Genomic DNA, 19588 nt, shown 5'->3' with positions numbered 1-19588 from the left:
GTATCCAGTCAATCAACTTTCGAAAAAGTGCCCGATGTCCATCAATCAAAGCGACACCATATACCCATGTCCCTTTTCCAAGGATTATGGCATTCCCACTCGCCAAGCCTGGCTACTGCTAAAGATTTTTTTCATCTATCGTTTCATCAGCGCCAGTTCGTTTGTGATTCTGTTTTTTTTGCGCTTCGGGCCATCTTCGTTGGGCAGGCACGATATGCAATTGTATCAGTTCACCAGTCTGACATATCTGGCGATTTCAGTGCTGAGTGTGCCGTTCATTTTTCGGCGTCTGTTGAGTTATACGAATCTAGCACAGCTCTTCATTTTTACCGACATTGTATTCATCACGTTATTGATGCATGCCAGCGGCGGGGTCGGTAGCGGGGTTGGCAGTCTGCTTGCCATTTCCATTGCCGCCGCCGGTTTGTTGATCGGCGGGCGTTGTGCCTTGGTGTTTGCGGCATTGGCCAGCTTGGCCGTGCTGGCGGAAGAGTTGTATGCGATGCAGACGCACGCCTTCGATGTCGCTTCCTTCAATTATTCCGGCTTGTTGGGCATTTCGTTTTTTGCGATTGCGTTGATTTCGGTGATTCTGGCTCAGCGCGTCGAGCAGTCGGCCAGTCTGGCCCGGCGTCAAGAGCAAACCATCGTCCGCCTGGAAGAACTGAACCGATACATCATTCAGCATTTGCAATCCGGCATCATGATCATTGATGAGCGCCAGTCAAATGTACTCAACAATCAGTCGGCCCTACGTTTGCTGGCGCTCGATGAGCCGCCGCGTTGTTTAACGGATGTGTCGCCCATGTTGCAGCAGGCTTTTTTGATCTGGCTGGATAATTCGGAGCAGGACTACGCCATCATACAATTGCCGAATCGCGGCGAGGTTCAGGTTCGGTTTTCCCGCTTGCTGGTCGATGGCGAAAGGTTACATATGCTGTTGTTCGAGGATATCGGGCTTTACAATCAACGCCTGCAGCAAAGCAAGCTGGCGTCCCTGGGCAGGTTGACGGCCAGCATTGCGCATGAAATCCGTAACCCGCTCAGCGCGATCAGTCATGCCAGCCAGCTATTGTCGGAGACACCGGAGCTGAAACCGCAGGAACTCAGGTTGACCGAGATCATTCAAACCCATTGTCGGCGCGTCAACAATATCATCGAAAGTATTTTGCAGCTGTCCCGGCGCAATGCCTCGCAAAAACAACGCATTGCCCTGGAGCAATGGTTGCCGGCTTTCGTGCAGGAGCAAAATCTGCACTATGCGGAACAGAATGATGGATTCGTGCTGATGCTCAAGCAGCATGGGCTCAACGTCTTGATCGATCCCGGTCATCTGAAGCAAATTCTGGATAATCTGTGCGCCAACGCCGTCAAATACGGCAAGCCGGAGCTTGGCCCTATCGTGCTCGAAGTCGATCGCATCGGCGATCAACCTTGTGTTCGGGTCATCGACAACGGCGAAGGGATAGACCAGGAAGGCCGGTTGCGATTGTTCGAGCCCTTTTTTACCACCTCGCATCAAGGCACGGGACTGGGTCTGTATATTTCCAGAGAGTTGGCGGAGCTGAATCAGGCCGAATTGAGTTATGCTAAATACCTTGATAAGTCTTGTTTTACTCTGGCAATGGCCAACGCCGATAACGTCGTAATCGAATTATGAATATGCCCCTCACACTGGTGGTTGATGATGAACCCGATATCCTTGAACTGTTGGAGATTACGCTGGGGCGCATGAATATCCAGACCTGTTGCGCCGAGAATCTAGGCGCGGCCCGGCAACTGCTGGCCAAACAGCGTTTTGATTTGTGTCTGACCGATATGCGCCTGCCGGATGGGGACGGTCTGGAATTGATCGACTATATTCAAGAGCGCGGGCTATCGTTGCCGGTCGCGGTCATCACGGCGCATGGCAGTATCGACGTGGCGATAAAAGCCATGAAGAAAGGCGCGTTCGATTTTTTGACCAAGCCCGTCGATTTGGCGGCGTTGCGGCAGTTGGTCAACAATGCCCTGCAAACCTCGCAATTCCAGGCTACGGGAAAGGATCGCCGAACCCGCGACATCTTGCTGGGTGAGTCGGCTGTGATGCGCGAGATTCGGTCGAAAATCCAAAAAGTGGCGCGCAACCAGGCTCCCATCTATATCAGCGGCGAATCGGGTTCCGGCAAGGAATTGGTCGCCAAGCTGATTCATCAGCAAAGCCCACGCAGCGACAAGCCTTTCGTCGCGATCAACTGCGGTGCCATCCCGCATGAATTGATGGAGAGCGAATTTTTCGGGCACAAAAAAGGCAGCTTTAGCGGTGCGATTGCCGACAAGCAAGGTTTTTTCCAGGCGGCCGATGGCGGGACCTTGTTTCTGGACGAGGTGGCCGATTTGCCGTTAAGCCTGCAGGTTAAATTGCTGCGAGCAATACAGGAAAAGAAGATTCGCCCCGTTGGCGAGCAGCTCGAAGTGCCGGTTGACGTGCGTTTACTGAGCGCCACGCACAAGGAATTGGCGAAGATGGTGCAAGAGGGCTCCTTCAGACAGGACTTGTATTACCGCATCAATGTGATTGAACTGCATTTGCCGCCATTGCGCGCGCGGGCCAGCGACATCCCGCAGATTGCCACGCATTTGCTGGCGCGTCTGGCCAAAGCCAACGGCTTGCCTGTTCCGGAGTTAACCGAATCGGCGTTGAAGGCTTTGATGCGGTATGCTTTTCCGGGCAATGTACGCGAATTGGAAAACATCCTGGAACGCGCGCTGGCCCTGCACGAAGGCAGATGTATTGAAGTCGAGGATTTGAGTTTGCCTGCCGCGGAAGGACAGCCCGCGGCAGAACCCGATGGTGTGCGAGCCCAAGCCATTTCGCTGGAAACTTACCTGGCGAATGTCGAAAAAAAGGCGTTGGTCGCGGTTTTAAAAGACAACAGCGGCGACAAAGTCGCCGCCGCGCAGCAATTGGGCATGACGATACGTTCGTTGTGCTATCGCTTGAAAAAACTGGGATTGGAGTAAGCCGGTCACGATAGGCCTGCTGCAGGCTGGGGGCGGCAGAAAGCCGAGTTTTTTGCGACTATTGGATTTGGCAGGAAAAAGCCAAAGCTTTTCACTCCAGGAGTGCAATCGCTTTAGCTATTGCCTAATGTGGAAATCAGGGGGGATAGACGTTTATTGGTATTTTTCCAGCGCTTTCAATTGCTGCAGAGCGTCATGGATTTTGCTGGTGGTGGCCGCATCCAGTTCGTTGTTTTTGTAGATTTTGTCCAGCAAGCCTTCCTCGACCAAGGCTTCCTTGATCCAACGTTTGGCGAAAGCATAATTGTTGGGCATTTTTGCCACCTCACCCGTTTTAGGATTCTTTAGGCTATCTGCCCGGACCGGGGTGGCCGGCGCTGTTTTCTTGGCCGCCGGAGCCGCTTTGGCTTTCGCTGCAGAGGGCTTTGAAACGGGTTTGGCGGGTTCCGCGGCTTCTTGTTTGATTTCTTTGGTGACGGGGGCGGCGCTGGCTGTTGTCGTAACCGGTTTGGCGACTGGCTCGGCGGCTTTCGCTTTGTCTTTCTTATCGCCACCGACAACCACAAACAAAACATAGGCAACAAAAATGGTCGTCGCTATAAAGAGTAGTTCTGCCATAACCTTTCCCCTTGATTATTTTAATTTTTAAGTTGATAGAACTCTAAATGCCAATAGACGGCACCGAGACCGAATATACCAGAGCAGGCTAAAGCGGTAAACCGAAAAGCCTGGCGCAAAGCCCTCCCCCAAGGTTTCGTCGATGACGAAACAATCCAACGCTCATTTTATGGTGCCATTGCCATGAAATTCGGTTCCAGGCTGTAAACTTTTATCGGAATTAAGCAATATGGCCAAAGACACTTGTTGGCCATCGAGTAAACTACGCTCCGGCTTGCCAAATGCGTAACCCTGGCCCAAGTTGACACCAATTTCTTTTAATTTCAACGCAATAGCAGGTGTTTCGACAAATTCGGCGATGGTTTTTTTGCCGAGTTTGCCAGCGATTTCGACCATCGATTTCACCAGAATCTGATCGGTTTCATTGTGATCCAGGTTTCTGACGAATTGACCGTCGATTTTTACATAATCGACCGGAAAGGTTTTCAGGTAATTGAACGAACAAAAACCGGCACCGAAATCGTCCAGCGCAAATTTACAGCCAAGTTCGCGGATTTTAATGATCATGTCCCGCGTGCGCTCGAAGTTGTCCACCGCGGCGGTTTCGGTGATTTCGAAGGTCAAACGGCCTGCATCGACCCAGGTCAATTCCAGTTTGTCCCGAATCACTTGCAGTAAATCCGGATATTGAAAGGCGGAACCCGACAAATTAATGGCCAGTGAAATGCGCGACAAATAGGAAGGCAGGGCCGCCAGAAAATCGATGGCATTTTCCACCACCCATAAATCAATCGCGTGAATCAAGCCCATGCGTTCCGCCACGGGGATGAATTGATCCGGCGTGATGATCTGATCGTTTTCGCCGCGCATGCGCACCAAGACTTCATAATGCGAGACGTCGCCGTTATTCAGCTGTACTACCGGTTGAAACACCAGGAAAAGATCGTTATCGCGCACCGCCTTGCGTATGATGGGGATCCAGTAAATATCGCGGCGGCGCTCCTTGATGGAAATGTCTTCCTGGTTATACAGTTTGATTTTTTGCCGGCCGTTGATTTTGGCGAGATTACACGCTTGGCGGCCATGCAGGATCATTTCGCTGGGGTGTTGCGCGGGCGACGAATTGTCCAGAGCGGTGATGCCAATCGAGACACTCGCGCTATGGCAGCTTTCGCCAGTAAAGAATCTGAAGTTTTCGATTGCCGCGCGGATGGTTTCGGCAATGATCTGCGCCTGTTTTTTGCTCTTGTTCTCCAGAAACAGACAAAATTCATCGGCGCCGATGCGGGCAAAAAGACTGCTGGGCGGCACCAGTTTTCGAATCAGAATCGTCAGCTCCACCAGCAAACGGTCGCCTACATCAAACCCTTCCAGCTCGTTGATCAAACTAAAGCGATCGATATCGATGAATAACAAAGCGCCTTCTTTCTTGAGCTTGTTGCTCAGATTCATGATCAGCCGCAGCTGACGCTCGAAGCTGTTGCGATTGAATAATCCGGTGAGTTCGTCGTGCGCGACCAGAAATTTCAGTTTGGCTTCGATGACGCTTTTGGAGGCCAACTCATTGATCAGTTGTTCTTCTTGTTGATGGCGTAAAAAACGTTCCTGTTTCAGGCGCATCAAGAATTTTATCGCCAGCAGCAATACCTGAGGCTCGATGGGCGACGTAATCGAGTAAACCAACTGATTATCGGCTTGAAAATCAATCGATTGAACTTTTGGGCTTTGAACGGCCTCTTGCACGATCACAAACGGAATGACCGAACCATCCGGGGCGCAGGAAAGGCTGCGGCTCATTTCGGTCAATTGGCAGTTTGGCAGATTTTCGTTCAACACGATCAAGCCGATTTTTTCCGGTTGATCATGCAGGGGCCTCAGTATTTCATAGATGGCTTCGCCACTGTTGGCGTGGCGAATATCGGAAAAGCCATTGTCCTTGAGTGTCGCAGCGATCTGTTGGGCTGAAACCTTGTCATGCTCGGCAACAATAATGATTTTTTCTTTGAGGGAGTTACAAACAATCATGTACCGGCTGCGTAATTTGAGTTATAAAGAAACAAAGTGATATGAATTTAAAATTTCAATTTAATCAAATGATTACGTGAGACTTGTAATTCTGGTGAAAACAGTTAGTCTTAGTTTGCGCACAATCTCTTCTCTCTACCAACGCTTGGTCCAGTATAGGCGTAATTTTAAATTTTGTAATATGCGATGATAATTTCCGCTCCCACTTTAAACGTTACCGATTTGTTACGAGGCGATATTCAACTGGCTTCACCGCCGACGATTTATTGGGCTTTGAACAAGGTTATCGATGATCCGGCCAAAACGGTGAGGGATGCGGCCATCGTGATTGAAAGTGACGCGGCCTTGGCGGCGCGGTTGTTGAAGATTGTCAACAGCGCGTTTTACGGTTTTCCCGGTAAGATCAACTCTATCGCTACCGCAATCACGCTAATCGGCACCCGGGAATTGCAAAACCTGGCTTTGGCGGCGATCGTGATCGAGCGATTTTCGGATTTGCCGGGGCAGCTGTTTTCGATCCATGATTTCTGGGCCAGGAATTTGCGCTGTGCGCTGATTGCGCGGGAGCTAGATGCCCTGTCAGGCAAGAAATTTGCCGATACGGCTTTTTTATGCGGATTGCTGCACAATATCGGCCAGTTGGTCTTGTATCGGCGCATTCCGGTGCTGGCGCGCGAAGTGGATTTATTGATCCAGTCTCAAGCGTCCGATGACGTCGACGAAGTTGCAATAGAGCAACAGGTGATAGGTTTCGATCATTTCCAATTGGGCGCGGCGTTGTGCCGGCTATGGAAACTGCCGGACGTCGTGGTCGAATCAATTCTGTTGCATGATCACCCCGGCAACAACAGCCCTCATGCGCATATCGCCGACATCGTTCGTACCGCCAATCTTTTCGGTAAAATCGACTCGGTTCATTCCAGGGAATTTGCCCATGCCTTGCCATTGTCGCCGGAACAAATCAGCCAAATCCTCGATAAGACCCACGATGAATTCGAGGTGATCTTTAGTCTGTTTTACCCTTCCAAGTAAGACTTCAATCAGGCCGTCGATGGCGGTATCCGGTAGCCCGAGCGCACCGCACCCTTTAGCCGATCAGCAATGCCGGTTCAAGCTGAAAAATGTGTTTTCAAGGCAGGATTTCAGTGAAATCCTGGCTGAAGCCGGGCCACTAAATAGGGTCATGTCATTTGAACGCTCATGTTCATAAACCCGTTTCACAGCTGTAGCGATTGAGCAACGCGATGTCGTTTAATTGGCGGCTGTCATAAAACTGTCATATTCCCTCCCTAGAATCCGCCGCAATTGCACGGTTGTGGCGCTAATTTCCCCCCAAGAATTTACGTCATCGCACAGGGTTTGTGTTGCGCGCCGCAGCCGCTGCATGTCGATTCAACTACAAAAACCTTTGGGAGACTTTGAAAATGAAATTAACCAAACTCAGTTTGGCTATGCTTTCGGTGATGGGCGCGGGGCTTGCGACAGAAGCAATGGCGCTGGATTTATATGTCGATACCAAAACCCAACAAATCTACGCCGAGCCAGGTCCGGGCCGGGTGTTGTTGGGCGAATTTCAAAAAGTGGGCGATGCGGCTGCCCAAACTTCTGACGCTGCTTTAAAAGCTGAAGTCGAACAAATCAAACAAGACTTGGCGTTGAAGGACAACGAACTGAAAGCTTTGGATGAGCACATGAAGGTCGCCGAGGAATATAAAGTCAAAGTCGACAAGGGCGGTTTGCAAGCGCAATCGGCCGATGGCAAATACTCATTTAAGCTTGGCGGTCGTGTTCATGCCGATGCGACTTATAGTAACGATGATAAGTTTCTTGACTCCAAGGGCAACCCGTCCGAAGCTAACGATGGTACTTATATCCGCCGAGCCCGGATGCGTTTCGATGGTGTGTTCGATAAGGATTGGTTTTATCGGACCGAAGCCGATTTCGCCGACGATTCAGTGGCTATGAAGGATATTTTCATCGAGTACAGAGGCTGGAACTGGGGCACCATTACCGTCGGTCAGCAAAAACAAAACTTCAGCCGTGAGTTGCAGGAAAGTTCTAACGATTTGATGTTCATGGAGCGTTCGTTGATGGACGTCTTGAACACCGATACCGTCGACCGGGCGATTGGTTTGAACTACCAGACCAAAGGCAAGGGTTTGATAAGCAGCAATGATGCCTGGGTTGCGAAACTGGGTATCTATGGCGATTCCATCAAACCTTCCAGAACCGGTACTGAGCCTGAGAACGACTACGCGGGCGATGAAGGCTGGGCTGTTTCATCTCGTTTGACTTATAACCCGATTCTGGAAAAGGATAAATTGATCCACTTGGGTGTCGCCGGTAACTACCGTACCCCGGATGATACAGGGGATGTCGCTGAATCCAAGGCGCTACGTTATCGTTACCGCACCACGAATAATCAAAGCAACCTGACAGTGTTGGACAGCCACGACATCAAGGATGTGGATAATTTCAAAATGCTCGGCCTGGAAGGTGCCGGCATGTATGGACCATTCTCGGCTGGCGGTGAATACACTCACACTTGGATCGAACGCAAGGATGGTTCCGAAGACTTGAGTTTCGACGGTTGGTATGCGGAAGCGGCGTGGAGTATTACCGGCGAGTCACGTTCTTACAAGGAAGGTAACTTCGGTTATTTGAAACCCAAAAACAAATTCAGTTTGAAAAATGGTCACTGGGGCGCGTGGGAATTGGCCACCCGTTGGTCGGAAGTCAATCTGAACGATCGCGAGTTTAGAGGCGGACAAATGTCGCAATTGACCGTGGCATTAAACTGGTACATCAACGAGAACGTACGTTTCATGGCGGACTATAACCGTAACTTCAACTTCTCGAATCCGGCGGTTACTACTGTAGGCGGGGGTGATCCCGATGCGTTGGACACCTTCATGATGCGGGGGCAGGTCGCATTTTAATCAGCTGATTTTCAGTTCAATTGAAGCCGTGCCGGAGCCTTCCGGTGCGGCTTTTTTACGTTAAGATGCTACGTTGATTGATTACTTTCTAACGACGATGAATTTGAAAAAAAATCTTCTACTGCTTTCGACTTTTTGGCTGACAGCCTGTGCCAGTAATCCCGGCTTGAATAGTGATGCGTTGCCTTGGCAATTAAAGCCTGAATGCATGTACTTTTCTGGTCGGGAGGCAGGGACTGAAATTGTCAGTGTGCAGCAAGCCACGCTGAGAGCCGTGGTAAACAATTACAAGACGGGTGAGGTGGATGTTCTAGATTTGAACCGCCCGGAAAAAATGACCCGCATCAGCCGCTTCGACTTGGGGTTGAAGAAGGGCGAAGAACTGACTTCGGTGGCCTTTCATCCGAGTTTGAATGTGTTCGTGGCGGTGATCGATGCCGGACTGAAGTCTGGCCGGTTAGAAATTCGGTCCGCGGCGGACGGAAAGTTGCTTGATGGAGCCGAAGTCGGTTACGGCCCGGATGCGGCGGTATTTTCCAAAGACGGCTCCGTGTTGCTGATCGCCAACGAAGGCGAGGATTTTTTCTTCGATCAGGCCAACCGGGAGTTTTTTTCCGCTGAAGGCAGTATTTCGGTAATTTGTTTGGATCAAGACGGTCACATCAAAGCCAACGCCAATATCGAGATGGCCGATGTTTCGCATCGTGAAGGATTTATCGTGGCGGAAAAAGGTCATTTTCTCGAGCGGGAAATCGATTGGGACGGTGACGGCAAAATCAGTAAAAAAACCGATTTCGACGGCAACGGCGTCATCGAAAACAAAAAGATCAAAATCGGCCGTTTCGAAGGCGTTGATGTTTATGCCAACGAAAACAAGGGCGAAGCCAAAATTCTGATACCGGTTTCCGCCAATTCAAAAGCCTTGTTGGAACCGGAATATATCGCAATTTCAACGGATGCTAAACGCGCTTATGTCACGCTGCAGGAAACCAATGAAGTGGCGGAAGTGGATGTGGAAAATGCTAGAGTGCTGGGTTATTTCAACATGGGTATTGCCGAACATGGTGCCGATAGGAAAGCCAACGGCTGGGTGGAATTCAATCAGTCGGTGATGGCCTTGCGTGAACCGGATGGCATTGCATTGACGCCGGATGGACGTTATTTTGTTACTGCGGATGAAGGCGATACCGAGGCCGCCGATGAAGCCCAAACCCTGCAAAGTGGTGGCAGGACCTTAAGCGTATTCGATGCCAAAACTGGGGCTTTTGTCGCCGACACCGGCAATCAACTGGATGAAATCACTTTTGCCAAAGGCGTGTATCCAGATAGGCGCAGCAACAAAAAAGGCGCCGAACCCGAAGGCGTGACAGTGTTCGAAATGGAAGGACAGCCATGGGCCGTGGTCGGGATGGAGCGGGCCGATGCGTTGGTATTGGTGTCGCTGGCTAATCCGAAACAGCCGCAAGTGGTGGCGCTAGGTAAAATCCCCGGCGAAGAGAGCCGGGCGCCCGAAGGCGTGGCTCATTTCGAGCGTAACGGCGAGCATTATGTGCTGTCCGCCAACGAAATGAACGGCACGGTAGCCTGTTTCAAAGTGGTCAAAGGCGAGGTGCATTTGGAGCATTAGCGGACAAATAGTAGTGCATGTGTCGATTAGCCAGTAGTTTCAGGCTGCAAAAAAGTAATGCTGTCGGTGCGGCGTATGCGATGGCAACACCGGTGGCTTCATGCGTGGCGCCAAGATGCAGGCTCAAAGCGACCATGCAGGCAGCAAATAAAGACATCAGGACTATCACTGTGACATTGCGTCCCATGAACTGCAGGTAATAAAGAGCATCCGAAAACAGCGTCATGAACACCGTGCCGCCTGCGCTAATCATCAAGGCCCAATACCCTTGCGAGAAAGTCGGGCCGAACAAATCTAGTATTTCGTGGCCCCAAATACCGATCACTGTCAGAAACACGGCGACAAACCCCACGATCAATTGGAGGCGCTTGCGGAGCAAGTGCTTGATTGCGCGCTGGTCGCGTCGCTCTAGCAGCACGACCAGCATAGGCAGGTAATAACGATTGGTGGAGGTGCCGATCAACGAAATCAACGCGCTGGTCTGCATGGCAATCGCGTAAATCGCCACGGTGGCTTGTGAAGGGTGCAATATCTGCAAAATAATGGTGCCCGCGCTGGTCAATATGCTCATCATTAAACTGCTGAGTAGTAACGGTAGCGACTTTCTCAGCCAAAATTTGCGCCGATAATTCTCCCCCGGCGTATGGCGCAAATCGCTCGGGCGGGCCGCTTGCGTGGTAATCCACATCAACAATAGCGTAACGCACCACGCACTGCCAAAACAAACCACCGCCGAGGCTGCCGTAAGTTCAATCCGCATATCTTTTAGTAGCATCAGCAGCAACAAAAATAACGCGGGTAAAAAAAATCGATACAAGGCCAGTGCCAGGATTTGCTGACCATAAACCGTGACGACCTCGATCAGAAACAGGCAAGTGGCGATGACGGGGAGGAAGCCCGTATACAGGGCGATCGCAATATGAAAATCAGCCTGTTGCCAAGCCAAAAAACCTTTCAGACCGAAACTTATGAAACCGATCAGCATTAAACTGAATAGGAGGATGGCGCGTAGCGAAAACCTCAAAAAACCGCGCAGGCGCGGCCAGTTTTCCCGCTCGATGAACAGGGAAATGCCGCGAAGGGCGTATTTTTCCAGCCCCAGTGTCGCCAAGGTGGACAGCAACGTGACGGTGGACACGGCAACGCTGAAATCATCGAATTCGCCGATTTCAAGATGCCTGGCCAGGAAGATATTGGCCCAGTACATCAGGGCATAATTGCCCAGGCTCAGGCCAAACAGCATCAACGAATTGAAATTATTGGGATGGACGGAAAAGTTGGGATTCAATGGTTTGGGTTGAGAACAGTAGGATTGGCATCGGCAGTCCGCGAACTACCGTGATTACAGCACTATTCTAACCTTGAACGTATGACCGAATTGTTACAATTGAGCTTTGATGCCCCTGTCATCCTCGGTCACGCATAACATCAAAACCTGGCCTTCAAATGATATTTCTGCACCCGGTAGCGCAAGGTTTCCCGGGTGGTGCCGAGCATGCGGGCGGCGGCGGTGACGTTGGCGTCGCAGCGGTTCAAGGCTTCCTGAATGATGAATTTTTCCATTTCGTGCAGGCTCAAGCTGCCGTCCAGCGGAATGAACACGCCTTCTTGCGTGGTGCTGGGCGCGGTCGTCGTGCCTTGGACATTTTGCAATTGCAGCCATTCCACCGGCAGATTTTTGTCGCTGGCCAATAACACGCAGCGTTCCAGCACATTGCGCAATTCACGGATATTGCCCGGCCAATTGTAGGCCTTGATCAATTGCCAGGCTTGCTCGGAAATCTGGCTGACCGACTTGGCGGATTTGCGGTTGCAGTCGGCGATGAATTGCGGCACCAGTTGTTCCAGGTCCCGCTTGCGCTCACGCAGGGCCGGCACCCGAATGTTGATCACGTTCAGGCGATGATACAAATCCTGCCGGAACAGGCCGGCGGCGACTTTTTCCTGCAAGTCTAAATTGCTGGCGGCGATGATTTGCACATCGACACTGATTTCGGCTTCTCCGCCGAGGCGGCGGATGCGCAAGTCTTCCACGGCTTTCAATAGCTTGCTTTGCAAATCCAAATCCATTTCGCCGATTTCATCCAGAAACAGCGTGCCGGTATGGGCTTGTTCGAACAGCCCGCGATGGCGCTTCTTGGCGCCGGTAAAGGAGCCGGCTTCGTAACCGAACAATTCCGCTTCCAGCAACTCGCGCGGCAAGGCGGCGCAGTTGATTTCGACCAAGGGTGCCTGCGAGCGCACGCCGGAATAATGCAGGGTGCGGGCGACCATGCCTTTGCCGGAGCCGGTTTCGCCGCTGATGATCAGGCTGGAGAACGGCACTTTGGCGACCTGCCGCAGCATGGTGCGCAACGATACCATGGCCTGGCTGTCGCCCAATAAGTTGTCAATGCTGTACTGGCTGTTTTGCACCGCGGTTTGCAACTGAACGCGGCGTTGGGCGCGGGCACTACGCGCGGCGCCTTCCACCAGCAGATTCAATCGGTCCACCGAACAGGGCTTTTCGATGAAGTCATAAGCGCCCAGCCTGACGGCGCGCACCGAATCGGCCACGCTGCCGTAACCGGTCAAAAACACCCATTCGCTGCTTTCGATTTCCGGTTTCAGCTTTTCCAGCAAATCCAGCGCGTTGCCGTCGGGTAGATTCATGTCCGACAGCACCACCAAAGGGTCCAAATCCTGTTCGCGCAGAAAACTTTCCGCTTCTTGCAGGGAATTGACGATGCTGACTTCCCAGTCGGCTTTTCTGAAAAAGCGCGCCAATTCGGCGGCCAGCAGGGCTTCGTCTTCTATGATCAGTAAGGTGTTAGTCATCATAAGGAGGTAACGGGTGGATTTATCGGGCAGGCGTCATGGGCAGGGTCAGGGTGACGCGGGCATGGCCGGCGTCGTCGTTTTCCAGTTTCAGCGTGCCGCTTTGTTCGCGGGCAAAACGTTGTACCATCACTAGACCCAGGCCGCTGCCTTTTTCTTTCAAACTGACGAAGGGGCGTATGCCTTGTTGTAACAAATCCGGGCTAAAACCGCCGCCGCTGTCGGTCACCGTGATGACCAGGTTTTGTCGATCCTGTCCGATTTGGATGCTTATCGTACCGGGTTGATCGCCGATCGCCTGCACCGCGTTTTGTAATAAATTGAGCAGGACTTGTCTAAATTCGGTTTCCGGCAGGGTCGCCATGATGTCGGCTTGGCTTTGGATGTCGATCTCGACGTTGCCTTTGGTCTGATAACTCAGCAAGCGGATCAATTCCTGGGTGGCTTGCGTGATGTTGATGGCCTGGGCGGATTCGCTGCTGTTGCGGGCGGAACTCAGCAAGTCGTTCAAGTGTTTGGTCAAACGATGCACTTCCCGGTGCAGCAAGCCGACGCGCTCACGAAAATCCGGGTCGTTGGATTCGGCCTGCATGTTTTCCAGCGCCACTTGAATCACCGCCAAGGGGTTGCGCAATTCGTGGGCGGTACTGGCGGCCATTTCGGTCAATGCCGCCAGCCGTTCGGCCTTGGCCAGCCGCTGGCTTTGCTCCAACAGGGCATGACTGGTTTCCCGAACCTGGCTTTCCAGGCGGGTGGTATAGGTGAGGTAGGCCTGCTCCAGCTCGATCAAATGATCGACCAGTTGGTTGTAGCGGTCGAATAAATCGCGTAACACTGGGTCCGAGGTTTTCCGGTTGATGGGTTGCTTGACCCCTTCCGCCAGCCCCGACAGCAGGTCGCGCAGCGCGTCCAGGGGCTCCAATACATTGTTGCGAAAAAAATAATGTCCTATCCAAAACAGCAGGATAGGCAGGATGATGGCCAATTGCAATTCAAGCCGGCTGTCGTTTTCGACGTTGATCAGCAGTTTTTCTTCCTCGGCGGTTTGTTGGTCCAATACCTGATGAATCGAGGTCAGGGTTTCTATCAGCGCCTGCTGGTCACCATTGATGGCCTTGTCGAATAGGTCCTGCAAATGATTCAAGTCAATCGGGACCATATAATTCGAGCTTTGCTGACTTTGCAATAAATCCAGCAAGCGATTCTGGATGTCATTGATTTGTTCGGGGCCCACCGAGGGATCGTTTTTATGGATGGCCAGTTTCGACTGTAACTGCAACATTTCGAAGATGGTTTCTTCCAGGCGGTGGCCTTCGCCAATGTCATTTTCGATGACGTTGATACGCTGGTGATTCAGCCAGGTTAGGCGGCCAATCGCCAGCAGTTCGCCGAGAACCAAAATACTCATGACGATAGTGACGAAAATAATCGGGCGGAGTAGGAGTTGGCGCATGGGCTAATGAGGGGGGAGTGGCAAGAACTTTGGCTCTTCCGTATTTCGCGGAGTAGCCCCGACATATAGGGTTATGCATAACCGAACAACCGTCTCCCTTCGATATCAAGCCAGATATGCTGAAACAGGCGGACGGTATTGTAAATGCCAAAGCAGCGTCGTTTGATGCTTTTGATTTTGTTGTTAAGCCCTTCAACAAAGCCACTGGTTTCCCGGCGAATGAAATAGTTGGTGATTTCATTTCGCCAGTTTTGATAGGTTTTGACAAACGCATCAAAGCCCTTCAACTTCAAGACTTTGATATGCTCCATCCAGCGATCCAAGGCTTTTTCGGCCTCAGCCTTATTGAGTCGGCGCTCAAAAATACCCGTCAAAAGCTCCCGTTGGATATAGACTTCTCGCAAAATGGGGGCTTGCTGGAATAGAAAAAGCAAAACGGTTTGCTGATCGGCAGAGAGTTCCATCCAGCGCTTCCGAAAAGCCCACATCGCGCCTTTCAGCTTGGCATAATCCTCGGCAGACAGGGTATTCTTGAGTTTTTTCATTTCCGCCTTGCGGACCTGGTCGGCGCCGTCTCGATAATGCTTGGCGACATGGAAGCGATCAACCACCACCTCGACGCCGGGCAATGTCTCATAGACGGCGTTGCGATACCCTTCATACATGTCCACGCAGACGCGTTGTAACGCGTGTTGCTGTGCCTCGGGAATATTCTGCAAAAAGGCTTTAACCGTTTCTTTTTTGCGGTCGGGCAGCACCGCCAGAATCCGCTTATGGTCCTCGGTATCGATAGCCGACACGATGACCACAAAATCTTGATGCCCTTTTTTCAAAGCGATTTCATCCAGTCCCAGCAAGCGAATGCCTTGGATGGCAGACCAATCAACTTGTTGGGCCACGTGCCGATTGATAATCCCTTCCGCCGCTTCGGCGCTGATGCCGTGCTTCACGTCCATGTCGGTCACGCTGCTGTTGATCAATTCACGCAATATCCACTGCTCATACGCTTTGGTATGGGGGCTTTTCCAGTTATACCAGCCACATTGTTGCGTGGTCGTCGGACCTTTGGGGCAGTCAGGGCATCGATAGCGCTTGGGGGTTAGCTTGATCCAAACCGGCCGATCGAAAATCGACAAATGACGCAAGGTGATTTCTCTGCCATAGCCATAAAACTTATCGATCCTCTGGCCGCATTGATGGCAGGTTGCACTGGTTAACGTACTACTGACCGTGATGATGAACTCGCCTTTGGCGGTGGTTTCAACTTTTTCGATACAAACATCAGGTATATCCAGCGGTATTTGAAGTAGCGACTGTGTCATCACGATACTCCAGCGTTAAATTGTCGACCTTAGCAAAACTCACTGTGGCAGGCAAAGACTATAGCACTACATGTAGTGGTTTCTCCGCAAAATACGGAAGAGCCAGAACTTTTTAGGGTTTAAGATAGATGAAGACTGGAAATGGATGTTTTGTCATCGTTTCTGTGAACAACTTGTTTGTCATTTGGATGATCATTTAGGAATGTGTGAGAAATAAGCTCGGCATTGGTAGGTGCGAATTCATTCGCACTGCGCAGATAAATCCGCACCTACACCGAATACTTGCATAGGTCATTTCATGTTCATTCCTTGGTGCCGCCTGCGGACAAGATCGCAATGATCAAACAGAACAATAATAATACCGGCCCAAAATAGGGCGCGATGAATATCAGGGCCAGGAAGACCAAACCGACAAATCCCAAAAAAATCATCATGCCCATGCCCAGCAATGCCAGTGCGCTGAGGCCGGCGACGAACAAAAGCGTCACGAACAAGGCAGGTCCGGCGGCCAGTCGAAACACGGGATTGGTAATCGGTTGGCCATTGATCAACAAAGTGAACTGACCGACTTCCGGGTGAAAGCCATACAGCAATGCGGCCAGCAGGCACCCTAGCGCGATGATTTTCCAGCTGGTATGTCGAGGAATACGCGTCGTCATGGCACTTCTCAGCGACTGGATTGTTCTTCGATCAGGCCATCTTCATACAGCCGTAACTTGATGTCCTGACCATCGACCGTGCCGATCACGTCCAAAAAATGCAGATCGACGGATTCCGCTTCGATGACCTTTATGCCCGGATAGCGTTGTTCCATGGCTTGCATTTGCGGGTAAGACAACTCGAAAAATGGCACTTCCTTGGCCAGTTTCATGATCTTGCCATTCACCGCAATCACCACATCCCAGCTGACCACCGGCCGATTGTTTTCGGTTTTGTCGGCTTCAATTTCAAATCTAACCAAGCCGTTGTCGTCGATCTTGGACACCTTGCTGATGTTGGGTTTATCGATGATGTTCAACGCGGTGGTTTTGACGGCGTCGGGCAAGCTGTCGAACGGTACTTCGCTGAGGGTGGCGGCCAAGGCGCCGTGGCTTAGTAAGCAGAGAGCGAACAGATAAATCAAGAGTTTGCTGCAAGACATGATGTCCTCCAAGAGTTCAAGTATCAATTGAGTGAGATGAGCCATGCGATCGATTGCCAAAAATGCCGATCCAGCCACCGGCAATCTTACGGGCAATCGACAGCAAAATCAGCGGTACCGACAGGCCTGCTGGTGCCGCCAGAAAGCGAGGCCGCCAACTCGGCGCAAACTTGGCTTTATACGCGTAAAGGCCTTCGAAATGGTAAAACTCGCCGGCCAAATCAAATATTACGTTGCCGATTTTGTGCCAAAGTGGCGCCAAAGGCCGCCGCTCCAGGCCCGCAAGCGGCGCCATGCCCAGCGAAAACCAACGATACTGCTGGCTTTGCGCCCATAGCATCAGTTCGGTAAACAGATAATCCATGATACCTTTCGGGCTGTCTTGATCATAACGCATCAAGTCGATGGAAATTTCCTCGCGGTTGTCGGTTTGCCAGAGGTTGGCGAACGCCCGGATTTGGCCCTTATCGTCTTTGACGACAGCTATCGGGGTGCGGCATAAATAGGTTGGATCGAAAAAACCCAACGAAAAGCCTTTTTCTTGCGTACGCTTGCCGGATAGCCAGTCGTCGGAAATACGCTGCAATCTCGGTAAAATCGCTGGCACGTCCGGGCCGGGCAGAATCTCGAAGCGGTAATTCAACTTGGTGAACTTGTTCAGGGCACCGCGTTGGGATTCGCGTTGTTTGCCTTTCAAGGAAAATTCCCATAAATCCACTTTGGCTTCTTCGCCCAGCTTGAACAGCGACAGGCCAAGATCCAGATAAACCGGCAACAGTTTCTCGTTAACCTGATAAAACACCGTTGCGACGCCGTAATGGTCGGCCTGTTCCCGAAATTGCCACAGCAATTCTTCGAATTCGCGTGGTTCGCCGATCGGATCGCCCATGGCGATCCAGTATTGAGAGATCGTGGTAAACATTAGGAAGGCGCTGCGCTTTGCGCTCCAAAATAAATATTTATCCCCCAAGAGGGCTAAGAAGCCTTGGCAGTCGGAGCCTTGGGCAATCAGGCGTTGAGCTTCATCCAGCTCATCGGCATCAGGTTTGCGCAAAGTGAAAGGCTGCGCCACGCCAAACAGGCGGAACAAGATGTAGCAGCTGGTGATCACGGCCAGCAGCAAGGTGGCACGCAAAAAACGGGGCGCACTGCCTTCGGTGGAAAATTGCCACCAGAGTTCATGAGCATAGGCTGTGTCGCGATGGGCGAAAAAGCCCAGCCAGACCGTGGTCGCCAGGATCAGTGCAATCATCGCCAGCCAGTAGCGGGAGAACGGCATGTGCCATAACGATGACGGGCGGCTGAAATGGCCCCGACAGGGTATGAAAAGCAGCAAGATCAGGGTCAAGACCAAGGCTTCGTGCCAATCGAAGCCTTTCAGCAGCGATGCCAGGATGCCGATGCTCAAGAGTATCACGCTGCCATGCCAGGCGGTGTCGATTTTCAGCCGGATGCCGCGGGCCAGAAATATCAGTAACAAGCCGGCCAAGCTGCCGGTCAAGTGCGAGAGTTCCATCACCGGCAGTGGGACGATGTCGCGCAGCCAATCCATCACGTCCGGATTGGTCGGGATGGAGCCGGACAACAGCAAAATGCCGCCGGCCAGCAACAGCAAAACGGAATAGAGTTGCGGCAGTACGGCGGTCAACAGGCGGCCGAGATTGTCGGCCGCGGCGGTTAGCATTGGCCGCCGGGCGTAGAGTTCATTGCCAATCAATCCCAGGCCGGCGAGCATCAGCGGCACGAAATAATAGATGGCTCGGTACAGTAATAACGCGCCAACCACGAACAAATGTTCATCCTGGTCGATGCTGTCGGACAGCAGCCAGAGGAAACCGCTCTCAAATACCCCAATACCGCCGGGAACTTGGCTGATTACGCCAATCACTTGCGCCACGACGAAAACCACCAGAAAGCCGGCAAAACCCAGTTCAAGTTTGCCGACCAAGAGAACCCATAACACCCAGGACGACAACACCACATCGACACAGGCAACCAGCGTTTGCCAGCTGGTCATGGTTGCCGAGGGTAGGCACAGTTCGAAGCCTTGCAGGCGTATTGGTCGACGCCAGAGTAATACCGCAAGCCAATAGCCGGCGAGCGATAGCGCGCAAATCGCCGTAATCCAGTGGATGATGGCCGGCTGCGAGTTTGAAGGCGGTAAAAACAGCGGTAGCAGCAAACTGCCGATCAAGCCCAATGTCAAGGCACCCAACAAGTAGGTGATGGCTTGAAACAGCGAAATTTTCAGAATATCCCAGCCTGGCACACCCCACTTGGAATAAAAGCGGTAGCGCACCGAACCGCCGGCAGCCCAGGCGTGTCCCGTGTTATTGCTGATGGCATAACTGAGCAGGGCGGCGGCGATCATTTTCGGTAATGGAATGTCGGCATGGCCGGTAAAACGCAGTGCCAGCCAGTCGTAGGCGGCCAACACCAGATAATTCAACACGGTCAACGCCAGCGCGGCCAAGACTTGCAGCCGGGGTGTGGCTTGCAGGTTGGCCATGATCTCATCGAGACCATGTATTTTCAGTTCGTTGTGCACGATGACCAAGGCGCAGGCAAATAGCGCCAAGGGCAGAAAATAGCTGATCTTTCGCAGCGCGTGGCAGAATCCTGTACGACGGATCAAGGCGATAA

General features: G+C 51.9%; 14 protein-coding genes. 5 read left to right on the top strand and 9 right to left on the bottom strand.

The features are described from left to right. The first annotated feature begins 34 nt into the window (after positions 1-34). Together NM686_RS18680 and NM686_RS18675 are read left to right on the top strand one after the other, a co-directional pair. Positions 35-1660, top strand: coding sequence for a sensor histidine kinase (locus NM686_RS18680; RefSeq protein WP_255189335.1), 1626 nt, complete (start codon positions 35-37; stop codon positions 1658-1660). Next, a complete protein-coding gene (locus tag NM686_RS18675) occupies positions 1657-3003 on the top strand; it encodes a sigma-54-dependent transcriptional regulator (protein WP_269021892.1) in 1347 nt (448 codons plus the stop codon). Before NM686_RS18680 ends, NM686_RS18675 begins: the two co-directional genes overlap by 4 nt. Positions 3004-3156: 153 nt before the next feature. Here NM686_RS18675 and NM686_RS18670 read toward each other — a convergent pair whose 3' ends face one another. Beyond that, positions 3157-3621 (bottom strand): hypothetical protein, encoded by a 465-nt coding sequence (locus tag NM686_RS18670; protein ID WP_255189333.1) that lies wholly within the window; start codon positions 3619-3621, stop codon positions 3157-3159. 162 nt (positions 3622-3783) lie between these two features. After that, on the bottom strand, positions 3784-5646 hold the full coding sequence (locus NM686_RS18665) for a GGDEF/EAL domain-containing response regulator (RefSeq protein ID WP_255189332.1): 1863 nt from the start codon (positions 5644-5646) through the stop codon (positions 3784-3786). Positions 5647-5832: 186 nt separating this feature from the next. Between NM686_RS18665 and NM686_RS18660 the strand changes: the two genes are divergently transcribed. The 3 genes from NM686_RS18660 (at position 5833) to NM686_RS18650 (ending at position 10212) form a co-directional block, all read left to right on the top strand. Next, a complete protein-coding gene (locus NM686_RS18660) occupies positions 5833-6678 on the top strand; it encodes an HDOD domain-containing protein (RefSeq protein WP_255189331.1) in 846 nt (281 codons plus the stop codon). 392 nt (positions 6679-7070) lie between these two features. Beyond that, complete coding sequence (locus NM686_RS18655; protein WP_255189330.1) at positions 7071-8585, top strand: OprO/OprP family phosphate-selective porin; 1515 nt, start codon at positions 7071-7073, stop codon at positions 8583-8585. A gap of 103 nt (positions 8586-8688) precedes the next feature. Continuing rightward, entirely contained in the window at positions 8689-10212 is a 1524-nt protein-coding gene (locus tag NM686_RS18650; protein WP_407942364.1) for a choice-of-anchor I domain-containing protein, read from the top strand. On the opposite strand, the gene NM686_RS18645 is transcribed toward NM686_RS18650, so the two are convergent. From NM686_RS18645 to mprF, 7 genes are all read right to left on the bottom strand, one after another. Continuing rightward, complete coding sequence (locus tag NM686_RS18645) at positions 10184-11500, bottom strand: lipopolysaccharide biosynthesis protein (protein ID WP_269021890.1); 1317 nt, start codon at positions 11498-11500, stop codon at positions 10184-10186. The two genes, NM686_RS18650 and NM686_RS18645, sit on opposite strands and share 29 nt — an antisense overlap. Before the next feature lie 140 nt (positions 11501-11640). Next, a complete protein-coding gene (locus tag NM686_RS18640; protein ID WP_255189327.1) occupies positions 11641-13029 on the bottom strand; it encodes a sigma-54-dependent transcriptional regulator in 1389 nt (462 codons plus the stop codon). 22 nt (positions 13030-13051) lie between these two features. Next, positions 13052-14437, bottom strand: a complete 1386-nt coding sequence (locus NM686_RS18635) for a sensor histidine kinase (protein ID WP_255189326.1) — start codon at positions 14435-14437, stop codon at positions 13052-13054. A gap of 116 nt (positions 14438-14553) precedes the next feature. Beyond that, the gene (locus tag NM686_RS18630) at positions 14554-15804 is read right to left on the bottom strand and encodes an ISL3 family transposase (RefSeq protein WP_255187011.1); all 1251 of its coding nucleotides are present in this window, start codon (positions 15802-15804) and stop codon (positions 14554-14556) included. A gap of 302 nt (positions 15805-16106) precedes the next feature. Beyond that, positions 16107-16463 carry an immunoglobulin domain-containing family protein gene (locus NM686_RS18625; protein WP_255189325.1) on the bottom strand — a complete coding sequence of 119 codons (357 nt, stop codon included), beginning with the start codon at positions 16461-16463 and terminating at the stop codon, positions 16107-16109. Positions 16464-16471: 8 nt separating this feature from the next. Further along, the gene (locus NM686_RS18620; protein WP_255189324.1) at positions 16472-16945 is read right to left on the bottom strand and encodes a hypothetical protein; all 474 of its coding nucleotides are present in this window, start codon (positions 16943-16945) and stop codon (positions 16472-16474) included. 16 nt (positions 16946-16961) lie between these two features. Then, positions 16962-19580: a bifunctional lysylphosphatidylglycerol flippase/synthetase MprF gene (gene mprF / locus NM686_RS18615; RefSeq protein ID WP_255189323.1), complete on the bottom strand. Its 2619-nt coding sequence runs from the start codon at positions 19578-19580 to the stop codon at positions 16962-16964. Between the last annotated feature and the right edge of the window lie 8 nt (positions 19581-19588).

It is taken from the genome of Methylomonas rapida (assembly GCF_024360925.2).
Classification (GTDB): Bacteria; Pseudomonadota; Gammaproteobacteria; order Methylococcales; family Methylomonadaceae; genus Methylomonas; species Methylomonas rapida.
Note: the sequence above shows the minus strand (reverse complement) of the source record. Positions and strands in the feature narration are given on the sequence as shown.

Coding starts and splice junctions, on each gene's coding strand:
- NM686_RS18680 (WP_255189335.1), top strand. CDS start 35: ATGTCCATCAATCAAAGCGACACCATATACCCATGTCCCTTTTCCAAG.
- NM686_RS18675 (WP_269021892.1), top strand. CDS start 1,657: ATGAATATGCCCCTCACACTGGTGGTTGATGATGAACCCGATATCCTT.
- NM686_RS18670 (WP_255189333.1), bottom strand. CDS start 3,621: ATGGCAGAACTACTCTTTATAGCGACGACCATTTTTGTTGCCTATGTT.
- NM686_RS18665 (WP_255189332.1), bottom strand. CDS start 5,646: ATGATTGTTTGTAACTCCCTCAAAGAAAAAATCATTATTGTTGCCGAG.
- NM686_RS18660 (WP_255189331.1), top strand. CDS start 5,833: ATGATAATTTCCGCTCCCACTTTAAACGTTACCGATTTGTTACGAGGC.
- NM686_RS18655 (WP_255189330.1), top strand. CDS start 7,071: ATGAAATTAACCAAACTCAGTTTGGCTATGCTTTCGGTGATGGGCGCG.
- NM686_RS18640 (WP_255189327.1), bottom strand. CDS start 13,029: ATGACTAACACCTTACTGATCATAGAAGACGAAGCCCTGCTGGCCGCC.
- NM686_RS18635 (WP_255189326.1), bottom strand. CDS start 14,437: ATGAGTATTTTGGTTCTCGGCGAACTGCTGGCGATTGGCCGCCTAACC.
- NM686_RS18630 (WP_255187011.1), bottom strand. CDS start 15,804: ATGACACAGTCGCTACTTCAAATACCGCTGGATATACCTGATGTTTGT.
- NM686_RS18625 (WP_255189325.1), bottom strand. CDS start 16,463: ATGACGACGCGTATTCCTCGACATACCAGCTGGAAAATCATCGCGCTA.
- NM686_RS18620 (WP_255189324.1), bottom strand. CDS start 16,945: ATGTCTTGCAGCAAACTCTTGATTTATCTGTTCGCTCTCTGCTTACTA.